The following is a 17,354-nucleotide window of genomic DNA, read 5'->3' on the forward strand; positions in this document are numbered from 1 at the left end:
CTAGCACGCCGCCCTCTCAAGGCGGTAGCGCCGGTTCGAATCCGGTCGGGGGTACGTCAAGGAAAGGCCCTCCGCATGCAGCGGAGGGCCTTTTCGCTGTGTTCACGGACCTGCGGCGCCAAGTCCCCTGCGGGCGGCGGGGGTTGGTGCGGTGTGCCGGGTACCGGCCCGGTGCGGGCGGGGAGTTGGGCGCGGGCGGCGGGGTGCGGGCCGGCCGGCCGCCGCGGGGGAGCGGGGCCGGCCGGCAGGGCTCAGCCGCCGTTGCGGCGCAGGCCCTCGGAGAGGCGGGCGGCGGCGTCGATGACGGCCTGGGCGTGCATCCGGCCCGGGTGGCGGGTCAGGCGCTCGATCGGCCCGGAGACCGAGACGGCGGCCACCACGCGGTTGGAGGGGCCGCGGACGGGCGCGGAGACCGACGCCACGCCGGGCTCCCGCTCGCCGATCGACTGGGCCCAGCCGCGGCGCCGTACGCCGGAGAGGGCGGTGGCGGTGAAGCGGGCGCCCTGGAGGCCGCGGTGCAGCCGCTCCGGCTCCTCCCAGGCCATCAGGATCTGGGCGGAGGAGCCCGCCTTCATGGTCAGCGTGGAGCCCACCGGGACGGTGTCCCGCAGTCCGGACAGCCGTTCCGCCGCCGCCACGCAGATCCGCATGTCGCCCTGCCGGCGATAGAGCTGGGCGCTCTCGCCCGTCACATCGCGCAGGTGCGTGAGTACCGGTCCGGCCGTCGCCAGGAGGCGGTCCTCGCCGGCCGCCGCGGCCAGCTCGGAGAGCCGCGGGCCGAGGATGAACCGGCCCTGCATGTCCCTCGCCACCATCCGGTGGTGTTCCAGTGCCACGGCCAGCCGGTGGGCCGTGGGTCGTGCGAGCCCGGTCGCCGCGACCAGCCCGGCGAGGGTGGCCGGACCGGACTCCAGAGCGCTCAGAACCAGAGCCGCCTTGTCGAGAACGCCGACGCCGCTAGAGTTGTCCATGCAACGATACTCGCGTCTCACACTGTGAAACGCAAGTTCAATTTTCCAGCGAAGTCGTCACTCTGTAGTTGCGGCCCTCGACCAGGGCCCGGCGTCAGACCCGCCAGGGGATATGCGCGGCTCACCGCGCACGGACGAGCAAGGCCGGCACAGCGGCCGGCCGGAGGGAATGCGATGGGACGGACACTTGCGGAGAAGGTCTGGGACGACCATGTCGTCCGGCGCGCAGAAGGCGAGCCCGACCTCCTCTTCATCGATCTGCACCTGCTGCACGAGGTCACCAGCCCGCAGGCGTTCGACGGCCTGCGCAAGGCCGGCCGGCGGGTGCGGCGCACGGATCTGACCATCGCCACCGAGGACCACAACACCCCCACCCTCGACATCGACAAGCCGATCGCCGACCCGGTCTCCCGCACGCAGCTGGAGACCCTGCGCAAGAACTGCGCGGAGTTCGGCGTCCGGCTGCACCCGCTGGGCGACGTCGAGCAGGGTGTCGTCCACGTCGTGGGACCGCAGCTGGGGCTGACCCAGCCGGGCACCACCGTGGTCTGTGGTGACAGCCACACCTCCACCCACGGCGCGTTCGGCGCGCTGGCGTTCGGCATCGGCACCAGCCAGGTCGAGCACGTCCTGGCGACCCAGACGCTGCCGATGGCGCCGTTCAAGACCATGGCGATCACCGTCGAGGGCGAGCTGCCCGAGGGCGTCACCGCCAAGGACCTGATCCTGGCGATCATCGCGAAGATCGGCACCGGCGGCGGCCAGGGCTACGTCATCGAGTACCGCGGCCCGGCCATCGAGAAGCTGTCGATGGAAGCCCGGATGACCATCTGCAACATGTCGATCGAGGCGGGCGCCCGGGCCGGCATGATCGCCCCGGACCGGACCACCTTCGACTACCTCCAGGGCCGCGAGCACGCCCCGAAGGGCGCGGACTGGGACGCCGCGGTGGCGTACTGGCGGACGCTGCGCACCGACGACGACGCGGTCTTCGACGCCGAGGTCGTCATCGACGCCGCCGAACTGGCACCGTTCGTCACCTGGGGCACCAACCCCGGCCAGGGCGCGCCCCTTTCGGCCAACGTCCCCGACCCGGCTTCGTACGAGGACCCCTCGGAGCGGTTCGCCGCCGAAAAGGCCCTGGAATACATGGGGTTGACGGCGGGTCAGCCGCTGCGCGAGATCTCCGTGGACACCGTCTTCGTAGGTTCGTGCACCAACGGCCGGATCGAGGACCTGCGCTCGGCGGCCTCGATCCTCCAGGGCCGCAAGGTCGCCGACGGGGTGCGGATGCTGATCGTCCCCGGGTCGGTCCGGGTCGCGTTGCAGGCCGTCGAGGAGGGACTGGACAAGGTCTTCACCGCGGCCGGCGCCGAATGGCGGCACGCGGGCTGCTCGATGTGCCTGGGCATGAACCCCGACCAGCTGGCGCCCGGTGAGCGCTCCGCGTCCACCTCCAACCGCAACTTCGAGGGCCGGCAGGGCAAGGGGGGCCGGACCCACCTGGTCTCGCCCCAGGTCGCCGCCGCAACGGCGGTTCTCGGCCATCTGGCCTCACCGGCCGACCTGTCCGACGTCGCCACCGCTCAGCCCGCGGGAGTCTGAAACCATGGAAGCTTTCACCACCCACACCGGCCGGGCCGTTCCGCTGCGCCGCAGCAACGTCGACACCGACCAGATCATCCCGGCCCACTGGCTGAAGAAGGTCACCCGCGACGGCTTCGAGGACGGCCTGTTCGAGGCGTGGCGCAAGGACCCGGAGTTCGTCCTCAACCAGGAGGCGTACCAGGGCGCGACGGTCCTGGTGGCCGGCCCCGACTTCGGCACCGGATCCTCCCGCGAACACGCCGTCTGGGCGTTGCAGAACTACGGCTTCAAGGCCGTCATCTCCTCGCGGTTCGCCGACATCTTCCGCGGCAACTCCCTCAAGAACGGCCTGCTGACGGTGGTCCTGCCGCAGGAGACCGTGGACCGGCTGCAGGAGCTCGCCGAGGCCGACCCCACCGCCGAGGTGACGGTGGACCTGGTCGCCAGGGAGGTCCGCGCGCAGGGTGTCACCGCCGGCTTCGAGCTGGACGAGAACGCCCGTTGGCGCCTGCTGGAGGGGCTGGACGACATCAGCCTCACCCTTCGGGAGGAGTCCGCCATCGCCGCCTACGAGGCGAACAGGCCCTCGTTCAAACCGCGTACCATCGAGGTCTGACCTCGGGTTTTATGGCTCAAAGGCTTATTGCGTACGATGCGCCCCCTGTGCAGTTGGCAGGGGGCGCATCGCCGTGTCGAGGCCGGTGTTGAGGCCCCGTGAAGCGACAACTCGCCGCAGATGGCACAATTAGCGCATGGGACGCGACGACCAACTCGAGCTCTACGGTTCCGTCGCCGACCGACTCAAGGACGCACACGCAAGAGTGCGGACACTGCAAGTCCCGGAGGGCGTACGGATGGCGCTGACCCGGAAGCTGCTCGTCATCACGGCCGCGGCTAAACACGATCTTGCAGGCGCGGCAAGGCGCCTGGAGTGGTTCATGCACGACCTTGACGAAGGTCGTTATCCCGAAGATGTGCATGCCGACGGAAGTCCGTGAAGGTCGAGTCCGTTGCGGCACAAGGGTGATTAGCCCGTTTCGTGTTTGATTTGCGGTATATATCTGCCTAACGTGCGAAAAAGCTTGGAAACTTTCGTTCCAGCAATGTCTCCGAAGGGGAAGACGTGAACAAGGCGCAGCTCGTAGAAGCCATTGCCGACAAGCTCGGCGGCCGCCAGAACGCCGCGGACGCGGTGGACGCCGTACTGGACGCGGTCGTCCGTGCAGTTGTCGCCGGTGACCGGGTTTCGGTCACCGGATTCGGCTCGTTCGAGAAGGTGGACCGCCCGGCCCGCTACGCCCGCAACCCGCAGACGGGTGAGCGGGTGCGGGTCAAGAAGACCTCGGTGCCCCGTTTCCGCGCCGGCCAGGGCTTCAAGGACCTGGTGAGCGGTTCGAAGAAGCTCCCCAAGGGCGGCGAGGTCGCCGTCAAGAAGGCCCCCAAGGGCAGCCTGACCGGCGGCACCGCCATCAAGAAGGCCGCCGCCAAGAAGGCCACCGCCAAGAAGGCCGCCGCGAAGAAGGCCGCGCCCGCCAAGAAGACCACGGCGAAGAAGGCCACCCCGGCGAAGAAGACCGCCGCCGCGGCGGCGAAGAAGACCACCGCCGCGAAGAAGACCACGGCCAAGGCCACCGCCAAGAAGGCCGCACCCGCGAAGAAGACCACCACCGCGAAGAAGACCACGGCGAAGAAGACCGCCCCCGCCAAGAAGACCACGGCGAAGAAGGCTCCCGCCAAGAAGGCCACGGCGCGCAAGACCACCGCCAAGAAGACCACCGCCCGCAAGCGGTAGGTCCGCGGCGGCGAACAACGCAACACCAGGCGCCGGGCCGGTCTCCCTCCGGGGAGCCCGGCCCGCGGTGCGTTCCCGCCCGGGGCCCCGTCTAGGCTGGCCCCATGCAGGCCACCGCGTACACCTACGACGAGACGACCCGCGCCGGCAGCGTGCTGCTGGACGACGGGACGCCGCTGCCCTTCGACGCGGCGGCCTTCGACGCCGGCGGCCTGCTCCTGCTGCGACCCGGGCAGCGGGTCCGCATCGAGGTGGCCGGCGAGGGCGACGCCCGCCGGATCACCCTCGTCACGCTCCAGACGCTCTGACCTGCGGCGGCGCCCCGCCGCCCGGCCCGCCGGACACGCCGGCCCGCTCCCGCCAGCCCGGCAGCACCCGGGCCTGCCCCGCCGTGTACGGGCCCACGCCCAGCGCCAGCGCGGCCCGCAGATCCGCGCCGGTGTCCACGTCCCGGCGCACCGACACCACCCCGGGCGCGGCGATCTCGCACGCCCCCGACGCCAGGTGCCGGGCCCGCGACGCGCCGCCGAAAGCCGGGTCCAATTCCGTCCCGGAAGTCGCGGACAGAAGTGTTGTCCCGATATACGCCGCATCCGCGAGAAATGCGCGGGGAAATAGCGACGCGGAATGGAGCACCGCGGCCAGCTCGGCCGGGCGGAGCGCCGGCAGATCGGCGTTCAGCGCGGCCACCGGCGCACCGGGGCGGTGCGCCCGCACCACGGCCGCGCCATGGGCGAGTGCGGCATTCAGTCCGTTGGCCGGAGCGTCCGGCACAATGCGCGCCCCCAGCGCCGCGAGATGCTCCCCGGCCACCGGATCGTCCGTGACAACCGCCACATCCCGCACGTCCGCGCAGGCCAGCGCGGCCGCCACGGTGTCCAGCGCGAATGCCAGCGCCAACCGCGGCCGGAACTCCTCACCGACGCCCGCGGAGAGCCTGCTCTTGGCCCGCACCAGCGGTTTCAGCGGGACTACGAGGCTCCAGCCCACATCCGCTCCGTCTCTTCGCATCGGGATCATTCTCACCTGCCGCCGGAGTCTTTCCGGAGTGGCGGGGTTACGGTGTTCTCGACATAGCGGGTACCCGGGGCGACACTTGTGCGGCTGCCGGCTCGCAGCAGCTTCGCAGGTCCCACAAGGAGGGTGTCCCAGTGTCCCGCCGCAGAATCGGCTTCTGGTACCGCTTGGCCGCGGTCATCTGCAAACCGCCGCTCCTGGTTCTGTTCAAGCGGGACTGGCAGGGAATGGAGCACATTCCGGTCGACGGCGGTTTTATCACCGCGGTCAACCACAACTCGTATCTCGATCCGCTCTCCTATGCGCACTATCAGTACAACACCGGGCGGGTCCCCCGATTCCTCGCCAAGGCGGGCCTCTTCAAGAGCGGCTTTGTCGGCATGGTGATGCGCGGAACGGGACAGATCCCGGTGTACCGGGAAACCACCGACGCCGCCACCGCGTTCCGCGCCGCCGTCACCGCCATCGAGAAGGGCGAATGCGTCGCCTTCTACCCCGAGGGCACCCTGACCCGCGACCCGGAGCTGTGGCCCATGCAGGGCAAGACCGGTGCCGCCCGGGTCGCCCTGCTCACCAAGGCGCCGGTCATCCCCGTCGCCCAGTGGGGCGCCCACGAGGCGATGCCGCCGTACGCCAAGGAGAAGAAGCTCCGGCTCCTGCCGCGCAAGACGCTGCGGGTGAAGGCCGGACCGCCGGTCGACCTCAGCGAGTTCTACGGCCAGGAGCCCACCGCCGAGGTGCTGCGCGCGGTCACCGAGAAGATCATGGCGGCCATCACCGCCGAGCTGGCCGGCATCCGCGGCCAGAGCGCGCCGGCCGAACCGTTCGACTACCGCAAGGAAATCGCCCGGGAGCGCCGGGCCGCCCGCGAGGCCGCCCGCGCCGCCGCGGCCGCCGAGGCCGCCGGCCCGGCCCTGGCCCCGGCCGAGCCCACCGCCCCGGCCGCCCCCGCGCAGCAGGCCCGAAGCAACCCGCAGGCACAGGAGGATGAAGGCAAGTGACGCGCTGCGCCGTCTTCGGCACGGGGTCCTGGGGTACCGCATTCGCGATGGTGCTCGCCGACGCGGGCTGCGAGGTGACCCTGTGGGGGCGCAGAGCCGCCCTGGTCGACGCCATCAACACCGGCCGCACCAACCCCGACTACCTGCCGGGCGTCGAGCTGCCCGACGGCGTGCGCGCCACCACCGACCCGGCGGAGGCCGCCCGCGGCGCGGACTTCACCGTGCTCGCCGTGCCGTCCCAGACGCTGCGCGCCAACCTCGCCGAATGGGCGCCGCTGCTGCCCTCCGACACCGTCCTGGTCTCCCTGATGAAGGGCGTCGAACTGGGCACCGCCAAGCGCATGAGCGAGGTCATCGAGGAGGTCGCCAAGGTCCCCGCGGAGCGCGTCGCGGTGCTGACCGGCCCCAACCTCGCCAAGGAGGTCGCCGCCCGGCAGCCCGCCGCCGCCGTCGTGGCCTGCGCGGACGAGGCCGTCGCCCGGCGCCTCCAGACCGCCTGCCACACCGCGTACTTCCGCCCGTACACCAACACCGACGTGGTCGGCTGCGAACTGGGCGGCGCGGTCAAGAACGTCATCGCGCTCGCCGTCGGCATCGCCACCGGCATGGGCCTGGGCGACAACGCCAAGGCGTCCCTGATCACCCGCGGACTCGCCGAGACCACCCGGCTCGGGCTGGCCATGGGCGCCGACGCGCACACCTTCGCGGGCCTGGCCGGCATGGGCGACCTCGTCGCCACCTGCTCCTCGCCGCTGTCCCGCAACAACACCTTCGGCACCAACCTCGGCCGGGGCATGTCGCTGGCCGAGACCATCGCGGTCACCAAGCAGACCGCCGAGGGCGTCAAGTCCTGCGAGTCGGTACGGGAACTGGCCCGCCGGCACGGCGTCGACATGCCGCTCACCGAGACCGTCGTGGAGATCGTCCACGAGGGCAAGCCGCCGCTGGTGGCCCTCAAGGAGCTGATGTCGCGCACCGCCAAGCCCGAACGGCACTGACCCGGCACCGACCCGGCACCGGCGCCGCCCCGGCGGCGCCGCCACGCCGCCAACGGCTGCCGCAGCGCTGACGCAGCCCCTACCAGCAGGTACCCTCGTCCCGATATGAGCAGCGAGACCTCCTCCCACAAGCCCCGCGTCGCCGTCGTGTTCGGCGGACGCAGCTCCGAGCACGCCATCTCCGTGGTCACCGCCGGAGCCGTGCTGGCCGCCATCGACCGCGACAAGTACGACGTGCTGCCCATCGGCATCACGACCGACGGCCGCTGGGCGCTGACCGCCGACGACCCCGGGCGGATGGCGATCACGGACCGGAAGCTGCCCAGCGTCACCGACCTCACCGAGGGCGGCGAGGGCGCCGTGGTGCTCTCCGCCGACCCCACCAGCCGCGAGGTCGTCTACAGCGAGCCAGGGGCGGTCCCCAAGGCGCTCGGCGAGGTGGACGTCGTCTTCCCCGTCCTGCACGGTCCGTACGGCGAGGACGGCACCCTCCAGGGGCTGCTGGAGCTCTCCGGCGTCCCCTACGTCGGCTCCGGCGTGCTCGCCTCGGCCGTCGGCCAGGACAAGGACTACATGAAGCGGGTGTTCGCCTCCTTCGGGCTGCCGGTCGGCCCGTACGAGGTCATCCGCCCCCGCGAGTGGGAGCAGGACCCCGCGGCGGCCCGCAAGAAGATCGTGGACTTCGCCGGTGAGCACGGCTGGCCGCTGTTCGTGAAGCCCGCCCGGGCCGGTTCGTCCGTGGGCATCAGCAAGGTCGACGGGCTGGCCGGGCTGGACGAGGCGGTCGAGGAGGCCCGGCGCCACGACCCGAAGATCATCGTGGAGGCGCTGCTGCGCGGCCGCGAGATCGAGTGCGGGGTGCTGGAGTTCGAGGACGGCCCGCGGGCCAGCGTGCCGGCCGAGATCCCGCCGGTCACCGCGCACGACTTCTACGACTTCGAGGCCAAGTACATCGACTCGGCCGCGGGCATCGTGCCGGCGCCGCTGACCGCGGAGCAGACCGCGAAGGTCCAGGAACTGGCGGTGGCGGCCTTCGACGCGGCGTCCTGCGAGGGCCTGGTCCGCGCGGACTTCTTCCTCCAGGACAACGGCGAGTTCGTGATCAACGAGATCAATACGCTGCCCGGCTTCACGCCGATCTCCATGTACCCGCGGATGTGGCAGGAGAGCGGCGTCAGCTACCCCGAACTGGTCGACCGGCTCATCCAGGCCGCCCTGCGCCGCTCCACGGGCCTGCGCTGAGCGGCCCTTGGGGGGCGGGCGGACGGATCCCCTAGGGGGCCCGCGCACCCCTTGCGGGCCCCAACGCGGCCGGGGCGGGCGGTATTCCGCCGGCGGCCCCGTGACCGGGTGCCTTGGCCGGACGGCTGGGGGACAGGGCGGTGGCGAGGCTTCCGGGACGGTTGCGAACCGGGCTGGAGCCAGGCTTCAGGGGATGGCCGGGAAACGCGCTCGGTACCGGGCGGGGACCGGGCGGCAGAGGACGGTTGGCAACCGGGCCGGGCCCGGGTTTCAGACGAGGGCTGGGAACCGGGATCGAACCAGCCTTCAGAGGGCTGCCGGGAATCGGGTCCGCACCGAGCTTCAGGGGCTGCCCGGGGACCGGGCGGCGGAAAGGCGGAGCGAGGGTTGGAAGCGAGGGCCGGAGGACCGGCCTTCGGGCCGGAGTCCCGGCAGTGGCCCGGGGCCGGAAACCCCAGGTCCGCCCCAGGTCCCACCCCGGTGGCGAGGCGTCGCCCCCGCGGCAGGCGCGCACCGCAACGGGCCGTACCCCGCAACGGGCCGCACCCTCCGACGGTTCGTGGGGGCCGCAGTCGTCCGGCCCGGCCTGACCGTCCGCTCACCCCGCCCCGGGGCTCCGCTCAGACCCCCGCCGGGATGGTGGAGCGGACGGCGGGGGCGAGGTCGGGGAGGACGTTGACCTCCGGGGCGTACTTCCCCGGGACGGTCACCTCGACGTAGACCTTCCGCAGCACCGTCGTGAAGCGGTAGCCGTCGTCCTGCTTCTCGAAGAGCCACTGGACGCCGTTGACTTCCGCCGAGTCGGGGTTGGGGTTGTAATGTTCACTCCCGTGCCTGAGCACCTCCGGCTTGGGCACCCCGCAGCGCAGCTCCACGGCAGGATCGCCCCATATGGCAGTGAAGTCCGAGACCGGCTCGGCGGTACCCCGCGTGAGCCCGTCCACGGTCCTCGGCAGGTCCCGGTGGAGCGCCCGGCACTGGCGCGCGGCCTCGCCCGTGGGCGAGGGCACCGGGACCTGCGGGGCGGACGAGCAGCCCGCGGTCGCGGACACCGCGGCGAGCAGGGTCAGGGCGGCCGGGAACCGGCGTCGAGCGCGTCTCACCCGGCCGAGCATACGGGGGAGCTAGAGATGGACCACCGGGCAGGTGAGCGTCCGCGTGATGCCTTCCACTTGCTGGACCTTCGCGACCACCATGCGGCCCAGCTCGTCGACGGTGTCGGCCTGTGCGCGCACGATGACGTCATAGGGGCCGGTCACGTCCTCGGCCGTCAGGACACCGGCGATCTTCGCGATCACATCGGCCACCGCCGAGGCTCTGCCGACCTCGGTCTGGATCAGGATGTAAGCCTGTACCACGGAACCTCCAGGCGGCTACGAGGATCATGTGGGAAGAAGGGACGCCACGGTACCGCGTCACCGAGCGGAGCGGGGAGACCCGCGCGGTGAACACGGCAAGTGCGGCGCAGTCGTCAGCCACGTACGGACCGTCCGTACACATGGGAAGGGCAACAGCATGAAGGGCACCGTGGGCGAGCTGGGGGAGTTCGGGCTTATCAGAGAGCTCACCGCCCGGCTCACCTCCACTCCCGCCGTCCGGATCGGACCGGGGGACGACGCCGCGGTGGTCACCGCGCCGGACCGCAGGGTCGTCGCCAGTACCGACATTCTCCTCGAAGGGCGGCACTTCCGCCGCGACTGGTCCACCGCCTACGACGTGGGCCGCAAGGCCGCCGCGCAGAACCTCGCCGACATCGCGGCGATGGGCGCGGTGCCCACCGCGATCCTGCTGGGCCTGGTCGTCCCCGCCGAGCTCCCGGCGACCTGGCCGACCGAGCTGATGGACGGGCTGCGCGACGAGTGCCAGGTGGCGGGCGCCGCGGTGGTCGGCGGCGACGTCGTCCGCGGCGACACCATCACCGTCGCCATCACCGCCCTCGGCGACCTGCGCAACCAGGAGCCGGTCACCCGGGCCGGCGCGCAGCCCGGCGACGTGGTCGCGGTCACCGGCTGGCTCGGCTGGTCCGCGGCCGGCCACGCGGTGCTCTCCCGCGGCTTCCGCTCGCCGCGCGCCTTCGTGGAGGCGCACCGCCGGCCCGAACCCCCGTACCACGCGGGCCCGGCCGCCGCGGGGCTCGGCGCCACCGCCATGACCGACGTCAGCGACGGCCTCGTCGCCGACCTCGGCCACATCGCCGAGGCCAGCAAGGTCCGGATCGACCTGCGGTCGGCGAGCATCGACATCCCCTCGCAGATGTCGGACATCGGCACCGCGGTCGGCGTGGACCCGATGCAGTGGGTGCTCAACGGCGGCGAGGACCACGCCATCGTCGCCACCTTCCCGCCCGACGTGAAGCTGCCCGCCCGCTGGAAGGTGATCGGCGAGGTCCTCAACCCCTCGGCGCTGCCGCAGGTGACGGTGGACGGCGCCCCCTGGGCCAAGGCCGGCTGGGACCACTTCGGCGACAACGGGGACGCCGAGTAGATTCGCGGCATGCAGACACCTCCCCGCGTGCTGACCGTCGCCGGCTCCGACTCCGGCGGCGGCGCCGGCATCCAGGCCGACCTGAAGACGATGCTGGCGCTGGGCACCCACGGCATGAGCGTGCTCACCGCGGTCACCGCGCAGAACTCCCTGGGCGTCCAGGGCGCCTGGGAGCTGCCCGCCGAGGCGGTCCGCGCCCAGTTCCGCAGCGTCGCCGACGACATCGGCGTCCAGGCGGTGAAGACCGGCATGCTGGCCTCCGCGGAACTCGTCCGGACCGTCGCGGAGCTGCTGGCCGGCCCGGCCGCCGCCGGCGTCCCGGTCGTCGTCGACCCGGTCGGCGTCTCCAAGCACGGGGACACCCTGCTCGCCGCCTCCGCGCTGGACGCGGTGCGCACCGCGCTGCTGCCCACCGCGACGGTGGCCACCCCCAACCTCGACGAGGTCGCCCAGCTCACCGGCGTACGGGTGGCGGCGGCGGAGGAGATGCCGAAGGCCGCCGAGGCGATCCTGGCGTTCGGCCCGCGCTGGGTGCTGGTCAAGGGCGGCCACCTGCCCGCCGGCGACGCCGTCGACCTGCTCACCGACGGCGACGCTCGGCACTGGCTGCGCGCCCCCCGCCACGACAACCGGCACACCCACGGCACCGGCTGCACCCTCGCCGCCGCACTGGCCGCCCGCCTCGCCCACGGGGACACCGTCCCGCAGGCCGCCGCGGCCGCGAAGGAGTACGTCACCGGCGCGATCGCGGCCGGCTTCCGGCTGGGCGCGGGCATCGGGCCGGTCGACCACGGGTGGCGGCTGCGCGGCGCCCGCTGACGGCGGGCCGGGCCCCGTCGCCGGGGCCGCGGCGGCAATGACAGAAGCCGGTCCACCACGGGGGTGGACCGGCTTCCTGGCAACCGGCGGGGCTGCGCTACGGCTTAAGGCGTCAGCGCGAGACCTTGCCGGCCTTGATGCACGAGGTGCAGGCGTTCAGCTTCTTCGGCGTGCGCCCGACCACTGCACGCACCGTCTGGATGTTGGGGTTCCAACGACGGTTGGTGCGGCGGTGCGAGTGCGAGACACTCTTGCCGAAGCCCGGCCCCTTGCCGCAGACGTCGCAGTTGGCAGCCACGGGTCACTCCAAAGACTTCAGATGCACTTACGGTGAGAACCTGTTCGGGCCGAGTGCATGGCCGTGCCGGCGCCGACAGGAGAGGAATGGCCCGATTCTCATCGGGCAACCGGAGCAGCATACAACGGCCACTCCCGCAGAACGAAACTATCACGCACCCCCGGCCCCCCGCCCCGGCCTCCCCGCCCGGCCGCGGCTACTGTGCGGTGCACCCCCGCGACCCAGGAGGACGATGTGCCCTACCCGCTCGACGCCACCGCCGTCCGCACCTGGTGCGGCCTGGCCCTGGAGGCGCTCGGACGGGAACGCGAGCGGATCGACGCGATCAACGTCTACCCGGTCGCCGACGGGGACACCGGCACCAACCTCTACCTGACCTGGGAATCGGCCGCCCGCGCCGTCGAGGCGGCCTTCGACGGCCACGCCTCGGCCGGAACGGCGCCCGCCCTCGCCGACGCCGTCGGCGCCCTGGCCCACGGCGCCCTCATCGGGGCGCGCGGCAACTCCGGCACCATCCTGGCCCAGCTGCTGCGCGGGATGGCCCAGGTGCTGGCGGGCGCCCCGGCCGGCGGCAGCGGCGCCGCGGACGCGCTCCGCACCGCACTGCGGCGGGCCGCCACCGCCGCGTACGAGGCGGTCGCGCACCCGGTCGAGGGCACCGTGCTGAGCGTGGCGACCGCCGCGGCCGGGGCCGCCGAGACGGCGGCCGCGGCGGAGGCCGCCGAGGTCGCCCGGGCCGCCCACCGCGGCGCGCGGGAGGCGCTGGCGGCCACCCCGGAGCAGCTCGCGGTCCTGCGGCGGGCCGGGGTGGTGGACGCCGGGGGCTGCGGCCTGGTCGCCCTGCTCGGGGCGCTCGCCGACGCGCTGACCGGGGAGGTCACCGCCGCCCCCGTCGCCGTACGGGCCGGCGGGCCGCTCCCGGAGGCGGCGGGCTGCCCGGGGGCGCCCGGGTTGGCGGACGGCGGCGGGCCGCACGCCGGCGGGCCGGACTTCGAGGTGATCTACCTGCTGGAGGCCGGGGACGCCGAGGTGGCCCGGCTGCGGGACCGGCTCGACCGGCTCGGGGACTCGCTGGTGGTGGTCGGCGGCGACGGGCTGTGGAACGTCCACGTCCACGCCGACGACGCCGGGGCCGCGGTGGAGGCCGGGATCGAGGCCGGCCGGCCGTACCGGATCCGGATCACCCACTTCGGCGCCGCCCCGCGCGCCAAGGAGCCCGCGCCGGCCGCCCGGGCCGTGGTCGCGGTGGTGCCCGGCACCGGGCTCGCCGGGCTGTGCGCCCGGGCCGGCGCGGTCCCGGTGGCCGTCCGCCCCGGCGAGCCGCCCGCCAGCGGCGAACTGGTGCAGGCGATCCGGCAGGCGCACGCCCGGGAGGTGATGCTGCTGCCCAACGACCCGGAGCTGCGGCACACCGCGGCGGCCGCCGCCGAACAGGCCCGTGCCGAGGGTGTTCGGGTCGCCCTGATCCCCACCCGCTCCGCCGTCCAGGGCCTGGCGGCGCTGGCGGTGCACGAGCCGGACCGCAGCTTCGACGAGGACATGGTCGCGATGACCGCGGCGGCCGGCGCCACCCGCTACGCCGAACTCGCCGTCGCCGAGCACCGGTCCTGGACGATGGCCGGGGTCTGCCAGGCCGGCGACGTGCTCGGCCTGATCGAGGGCGACGTCGCGGTGATCGGCCCGGACCTGGCCCGCACCGCGGCCGCGGTGCTGGACCGGATGCTCTCCGCGGGCGGCGAACTGGTCACCCTGGTCCTCGGCCCGGACGCGCCCGCCGCCCTCGGCGACCGGCTCACCGCCCACGTCCGGGAACACCACCTCGCCGTGGACACCGTCGTCTACGAGGGCGGCGACAACGCGGCGCCGCTGCTGATCGGCGTGGAATAGCGCACCGCCGGGGAGCGGACGCCCGGGCCGCCGCCGGAGGGCGTGTGCCGCGGCCGCCGCCGGGCGGAATTCCCGGGGCGGAAGCGGCGCCGGTGGCTCGTTGTCAGTGCCGTGGTGTGCAATGGAACGCGTGGCAGCGCTCGACGAACCCCTGAAGAAGATCCTCGGCGGCACCACCGCGAAGGTGCTCGGCGAGCACCTCGGCCTGGAAACGGTCGGCGATCTGCTGCACCACTACCCGCGCCGCTACGCCGAGCGCGGTGAGCTGACCCGCCTCGCCGACCTGCCGCTGGACGAGCACGTCACGGTCGTCGCGCGGGTCGCCGACGCCCGCGTGCTGACGTTCAACCAAGGCCGCGGCAAGCGGCTGGAGGTGACCCTCACCGACGGCAGCGGCCGGCTCCAGCTGGTGTTCTTCGGCAAGGGTGTCCACAAGCCCCACAAGGACCTGCTGCCCGGCCGCAGCGCCCTGTTCGCCGGCAAGGTCTCGGTCTTCAACCGCCGGCTCCAGCTCGCCCACCCCGAATACCAGCTCCTGGACCAGGACGCCGACAGCGGCGCGGTCGACGCCTTCGCCGGCAAGCTCCTGCCGCTCTACCCGGCCTGCCAGCAGATGCCGTCCTGGAAGATCGCCAAGGCCGTCGACGCGGTACTGCCCCGCGCCCAGGACGCCGTGGACCCGCTGCCCGAGGCGCTGCGCGCGGGCCGCGGCCTGGTCCCGCTCACCGAGGCGCTGCTGAAGATCCACCGGCCCGCCACCAAGGCCGACATCGCCGACGCGCGGGCCCGCCTGAAGTGGGACGAGGCGTTCGTCCTCCAGGTCGCGCTGGCCCGCCGCCGCTTCGCCGAGACCCAACTCCCCGCCGTGCCGCGGAAGGTGGCCAGGGGCGGGATCCTCGACGCGTTCGACGCCCGGCTGCCCTTCACCCTCACCGAGGGCCAGCGCAAGGTCAGCCAGGAGATCTTCGACGACCTGGCGACCGAACACCCCATGCACCGCCTCCTCCAGGGCGAGGTCGGCTCCGGCAAGGCCCAGCCGCTGGACGCCCTGGTCCTCACCCCGCGCGGCTTCCGCCCCATGGGCGAGATGGCGGTGGGCACCGAGGTGGTGGTGCCCAGCGGCGCCACCGCCCCGGTGGACGGCGTCTTCCCGCAGGGCGAGCGGGAGGTGTGGCGGCTGGTCCTCTCCGACGGCAGCACCGTCGAGTGCGACGACGAGCACCTGTGGATCGTCTCCTCCCGCGCCACCGGCGAACGGGTCCTGACCACCCGGGAGCTGCGGACCGGCCTGCTGGACGAGGCCGGCCGGCCGCGCTGGTCGATCGCCCCGGCCGTCCCGGTGGACCTCGACGACGGCGGCCCGCGGCCGGTGGACGCCGCCGCACTGGGCCGCACGCTCGGCGCCGGCGGCACCGGCCCGGCCGGCCGCACCGTCCCCGCCGCCTACCGCAACGCCCCGGTCAAGGACCGCCGCGCCCTGCTGCGCGGACTCCTGGCGTCCGGCGGGCCCGCCGGACGGCCCGGCGTCCTGCGCACCGACCACGCCCCGCTGGCCGCCGACGCCGCCTGGCTGGCGCGCTCCCTGGGCGGCACCGCCCGCACGGCACCCCTCCCCGGCGGCGGCCACGAGGTCACCGTCGCGCTCCCCGGCGCGGACGGCGCCGGGGACGGCGGTGCCGCGTTCCGGCGCACCGTCACGGCGATCGAGCCCGCCGGCCGCCGCCCCGTCCAGTGCATCAGCGTCGCGCACCCCTCCCGCGCCTACGTCACCGACCACTTCACGGTCACCCACAACACCATGGTCGCGCTGCGCGCCATGCTCGGCGTGGTCGACAGCGGCGGCCAGGCGGCGATGCTCGCCCCCACCGAGGTGCTGGCCCAGCAGCACCACCGCTCGATCACCGGCATGATGGGCGATCTGGCCGAGGGCGGTCTGCTCGGCGGCGCCGAGCAGGGCACCAAAGTGGTGCTGCTGACCGGCTCGATGGGCGCCGCCGCCCGCCGCCGGGCGCTGCTGGACCTGGTCACCGGCGAGGCCGGCATCGTCATCGGCACGCACGCCCTGATCGAGGACGTGGTGCAGTTCCACGACCTCGGCCTGGTCGTCGTCGACGAACAGCACCGCTTCGGCGTCGAGCAGCGCGACGCCCTGCGCTCCAAGGGCAAACAGCCCCCGCACCTGCTGGTGATGACCGCCACACCGATCCCGCGCACGGTCGCCATGACCGTCTTCGGCGATCTGGAGACCTCCGTCCTGGACCAGCTCCCGGCCGGCCGCTCCCCGATCGCCAGCCATGTGGTGCCCGCCAAGGACAAGCCGCACTTCCTCGCCCGCGCCTGGGAGCGGGTCCGCGAGGAGGTCGCCGCCGGCCACCAGGCGTACGTGGTCTGCCCGCGGATCGGCGACGACGAGGACACCCCCGAGGCCAAGGGCGCCAAGGGCAACAAGGCCAAGGGCACCGCCGCGCCGCCCGGTTCGCCGGAGGACGCCGAGGAGAAGCGCCCGCCGCTGGCGGTGCTGGAGATCGCCGAGCAGCTGCGGACGGGCCCGCTGGCCGGGCTGCGGGTCGCGGTGCTGCACGGCCGGATGCCCCCGGACGACAAGGACGAGGTGATGCGCCGGTTCGCCGCCGGCGAGCTGGACGTGCTGGTCGCCACCACCGTCATCGAGGTCGGCGTCAACGTCCCCAACGCCACCGTCATGGTGATCATGGACGCGGACCGCTTCGGCGTCTCCCAGCTGCACCAGCTCCGCGGCCGGGTCGGCCGCGGCTCGGCGCCCGGCCTGTGCCTGCTGGTCAGCGAGATGCCCGAGGCCAGCCCGGCCCGCGCCCGGCTCGCCGCGGTCGCCGCCACCCTCGACGGCTTCGAACTCTCCCGCATCGACCTCGAACAGCGCCGCGAGGGCGACGTCCTGGGCCAGGCCCAGTCCGGTGTCCGCTCCTCGCTGCGGATGCTCGCGGTCATCGAGGACGAGGAGGTCATCGCGGCGGCCCGCGAAGAGGCCACCGCCCTGGTCGCCGCCGACCCCGCCCTGACCGGCTGCCCCGAGCTGCGGACCGCGCTCGCCGCCCTGCTCGACGAGGACCGGGAGCAGTATCTGGACAAGGGCTGACGGCATCCGGCCCCGAGTGAGAACGATCACGGCCGGCCGGCCCGAGGGCGGGAGCCGCTCCCCGGGGGACGGACATATCGTGGGAGAGCGGAGCCCGCCGGGGCGGCCGCCCCACCCCGACCCCGATCGACGTAAGGACGGGC

Annotated in this window: 17 protein-coding genes; 12 read left to right on the plus strand and 5 right to left on the minus strand. The window is 73.4% G+C overall.

The features are described 5' to 3' along the window. Positions 1 to 251 precede the first annotated feature (251 nt). The gene (gene ndgR, locus MUU72_RS28825) at positions 252 to 971 is read right to left on the minus strand and encodes an IclR family transcriptional regulator NdgR (RefSeq protein WP_018541140.1); all 720 of its coding nucleotides are present in this window, start codon (positions 969 to 971) and stop codon (positions 252 to 254) included. Between the two features lie 174 nt (positions 972 to 1,145). On the opposite strand from ndgR, the gene leuC reads away from it, so the two are divergent. From leuC to MUU72_RS28850, 5 genes are all read left to right on the plus strand, one after another. Further along, positions 1,146 to 2,576, plus strand: coding sequence for a 3-isopropylmalate dehydratase large subunit (gene leuC / locus MUU72_RS28830; RefSeq protein ID WP_248016349.1), 1,431 nt, complete (start codon positions 1,146 to 1,148; stop codon positions 2,574 to 2,576). 4 nt (positions 2,577 to 2,580) lie between these two features. Next, positions 2,581 to 3,174: a 3-isopropylmalate dehydratase small subunit gene (leuD, locus tag MUU72_RS28835; RefSeq protein ID WP_248016350.1), complete on the plus strand. Its 594-nt coding sequence runs from the start codon at positions 2,581 to 2,583 to the stop codon at positions 3,172 to 3,174. Between the two features lie 136 nt (positions 3,175 to 3,310). Next, complete coding sequence (locus tag MUU72_RS28840) at positions 3,311 to 3,556, plus strand: SCO5555 family protein (RefSeq protein ID WP_248016351.1); 246 nt, start codon at positions 3,311 to 3,313, stop codon at positions 3,554 to 3,556. A 125-nt stretch (positions 3,557 to 3,681) separates the two neighbouring features. Then, entirely contained in the window at positions 3,682 to 4,350 is a 669-nt protein-coding gene (locus tag MUU72_RS28845) for an HU family DNA-binding protein (protein ID WP_248016352.1), read from the plus strand. 104 nt (positions 4,351 to 4,454) lie between these two features. Continuing rightward, a complete protein-coding gene (locus MUU72_RS28850; protein ID WP_248016353.1) occupies positions 4,455 to 4,658 on the plus strand; it encodes a hypothetical protein in 204 nt (67 codons plus the stop codon). On the opposite strand, the gene cofC is transcribed toward MUU72_RS28850, so the two are convergent. Further along, positions 4,639 to 5,361, minus strand: coding sequence for a 2-phospho-L-lactate guanylyltransferase (cofC, locus tag MUU72_RS28855; protein WP_248016354.1), 723 nt, complete (start codon positions 5,359 to 5,361; stop codon positions 4,639 to 4,641). The two genes, MUU72_RS28850 and cofC, sit on opposite strands and share 20 nt — an antisense overlap. Positions 5,362 to 5,501: 140 nt before the next feature. Here cofC and MUU72_RS28860 point away from each other — a divergent pair, with 140 nt between their 5' ends. From MUU72_RS28860 to MUU72_RS28870, 3 genes are all read left to right on the plus strand, one after another. Beyond that, positions 5,502 to 6,368, plus strand: a complete 867-nt coding sequence (locus tag MUU72_RS28860) for a lysophospholipid acyltransferase family protein (RefSeq protein WP_248016355.1) — start codon at positions 5,502 to 5,504, stop codon at positions 6,366 to 6,368. Then, positions 6,365 to 7,366, plus strand: a complete 1,002-nt coding sequence (locus MUU72_RS28865) for an NAD(P)H-dependent glycerol-3-phosphate dehydrogenase (protein ID WP_308403887.1) — start codon at positions 6,365 to 6,367, stop codon at positions 7,364 to 7,366. The genes MUU72_RS28860 and MUU72_RS28865 overlap by 4 nt, the downstream gene beginning before the upstream one ends. A gap of 105 nt (positions 7,367 to 7,471) precedes the next feature. Next, complete coding sequence (locus tag MUU72_RS28870; protein ID WP_248016356.1) at positions 7,472 to 8,608, plus strand: D-alanine--D-alanine ligase family protein; 1,137 nt, start codon at positions 7,472 to 7,474, stop codon at positions 8,606 to 8,608. Between the two features lie 620 nt (positions 8,609 to 9,228). On the opposite strand, the gene MUU72_RS28875 is transcribed toward MUU72_RS28870, so the two are convergent. Continuing rightward, the gene (locus tag MUU72_RS28875; protein ID WP_248016357.1) at positions 9,229 to 9,723 is read right to left on the minus strand and encodes a DUF3515 domain-containing protein; all 495 of its coding nucleotides are present in this window, start codon (positions 9,721 to 9,723) and stop codon (positions 9,229 to 9,231) included. Between the two features lie 9 nt (positions 9,724 to 9,732). Then, positions 9,733 to 9,966, minus strand: coding sequence for an Lrp/AsnC ligand binding domain-containing protein (locus tag MUU72_RS28880; protein WP_248016358.1), 234 nt, complete (start codon positions 9,964 to 9,966; stop codon positions 9,733 to 9,735). A 157-nt stretch (positions 9,967 to 10,123) separates the two neighbouring features. Here MUU72_RS28880 and MUU72_RS28885 point away from each other — a divergent pair, with 157 nt between their 5' ends. Beyond that, positions 10,124 to 11,092, plus strand: coding sequence for a thiamine-phosphate kinase (locus MUU72_RS28885; protein WP_248016359.1), 969 nt, complete (start codon positions 10,124 to 10,126; stop codon positions 11,090 to 11,092). 9 nt (positions 11,093 to 11,101) lie between these two features. Then, positions 11,102 to 11,911: a bifunctional hydroxymethylpyrimidine kinase/phosphomethylpyrimidine kinase gene (gene thiD / locus MUU72_RS28890; RefSeq protein WP_248016360.1), complete on the plus strand. Its 810-nt coding sequence runs from the start codon at positions 11,102 to 11,104 to the stop codon at positions 11,909 to 11,911. A 112-nt stretch (positions 11,912 to 12,023) separates the two neighbouring features. Here thiD and rpmB read toward each other — a convergent pair whose 3' ends face one another. After that, positions 12,024 to 12,209 carry a 50S ribosomal protein L28 gene (gene rpmB, locus MUU72_RS28895; protein WP_043266286.1) on the minus strand — a complete coding sequence of 62 codons (186 nt, stop codon included), beginning with the start codon at positions 12,207 to 12,209 and terminating at the stop codon, positions 12,024 to 12,026. Between the two features lie 234 nt (positions 12,210 to 12,443). Here rpmB and MUU72_RS28900 point away from each other — a divergent pair, with 234 nt between their 5' ends. After that, entirely contained in the window at positions 12,444 to 14,096 is a 1,653-nt protein-coding gene (locus tag MUU72_RS28900; RefSeq protein ID WP_248016361.1) for a DAK2 domain-containing protein, read from the plus strand. Between the two features lie 121 nt (positions 14,097 to 14,217). Next, positions 14,218 to 17,211 (plus strand): helicase-related protein, encoded by a 2,994-nt coding sequence (locus tag MUU72_RS28905; RefSeq protein WP_248016362.1) that lies wholly within the window; start codon positions 14,218 to 14,220, stop codon positions 17,209 to 17,211. The last annotated feature ends 143 nt before the right edge of the window (positions 17,212 to 17,354 follow it).

The sequence above is a fragment of the Streptomyces rhizoryzae genome (assembly GCF_023155275.1).
Classification (GTDB): domain Bacteria; phylum Actinomycetota; class Actinomycetes; order Streptomycetales; family Streptomycetaceae; genus Streptomyces; species Streptomyces rhizoryzae.

Bases quoted from the DNA above. Each gene is read 5' to 3' on its own strand.
- ndgR (WP_018541140.1), bottom strand. From the start codon at position 971: ATGGACAACTCTAGCGGCGTCGGCGTTCTCGACAAGGCGGCTCTGGTT.
- leuC (WP_248016349.1), top strand. From the start codon at position 1,146: ATGGGACGGACACTTGCGGAGAAGGTCTGGGACGACCATGTCGTCCGG.
- leuD (WP_248016350.1), top strand. From the start codon at position 2,581: ATGGAAGCTTTCACCACCCACACCGGCCGGGCCGTTCCGCTGCGCCGC.
- MUU72_RS28840 (WP_248016351.1), top strand. From the start codon at position 3,311: ATGGGACGCGACGACCAACTCGAGCTCTACGGTTCCGTCGCCGACCGA.
- MUU72_RS28850 (WP_248016353.1), top strand. From the start codon at position 4,455: ATGCAGGCCACCGCGTACACCTACGACGAGACGACCCGCGCCGGCAGC.
- cofC (WP_248016354.1), bottom strand. From the start codon at position 5,361: ATGCGAAGAGACGGAGCGGATGTGGGCTGGAGCCTCGTAGTCCCGCTG.
- MUU72_RS28870 (WP_248016356.1), top strand. From the start codon at position 7,472: ATGAGCAGCGAGACCTCCTCCCACAAGCCCCGCGTCGCCGTCGTGTTC.
- MUU72_RS28875 (WP_248016357.1), bottom strand. From the start codon at position 9,723: ATGCTCGGCCGGGTGAGACGCGCTCGACGCCGGTTCCCGGCCGCCCTG.
- MUU72_RS28885 (WP_248016359.1), top strand. From the start codon at position 10,124: ATGAAGGGCACCGTGGGCGAGCTGGGGGAGTTCGGGCTTATCAGAGAG.
- thiD (WP_248016360.1), top strand. From the start codon at position 11,102: ATGCAGACACCTCCCCGCGTGCTGACCGTCGCCGGCTCCGACTCCGGC.
- MUU72_RS28905 (WP_248016362.1), top strand. From the start codon at position 14,218: ATGGAACGCGTGGCAGCGCTCGACGAACCCCTGAAGAAGATCCTCGGC.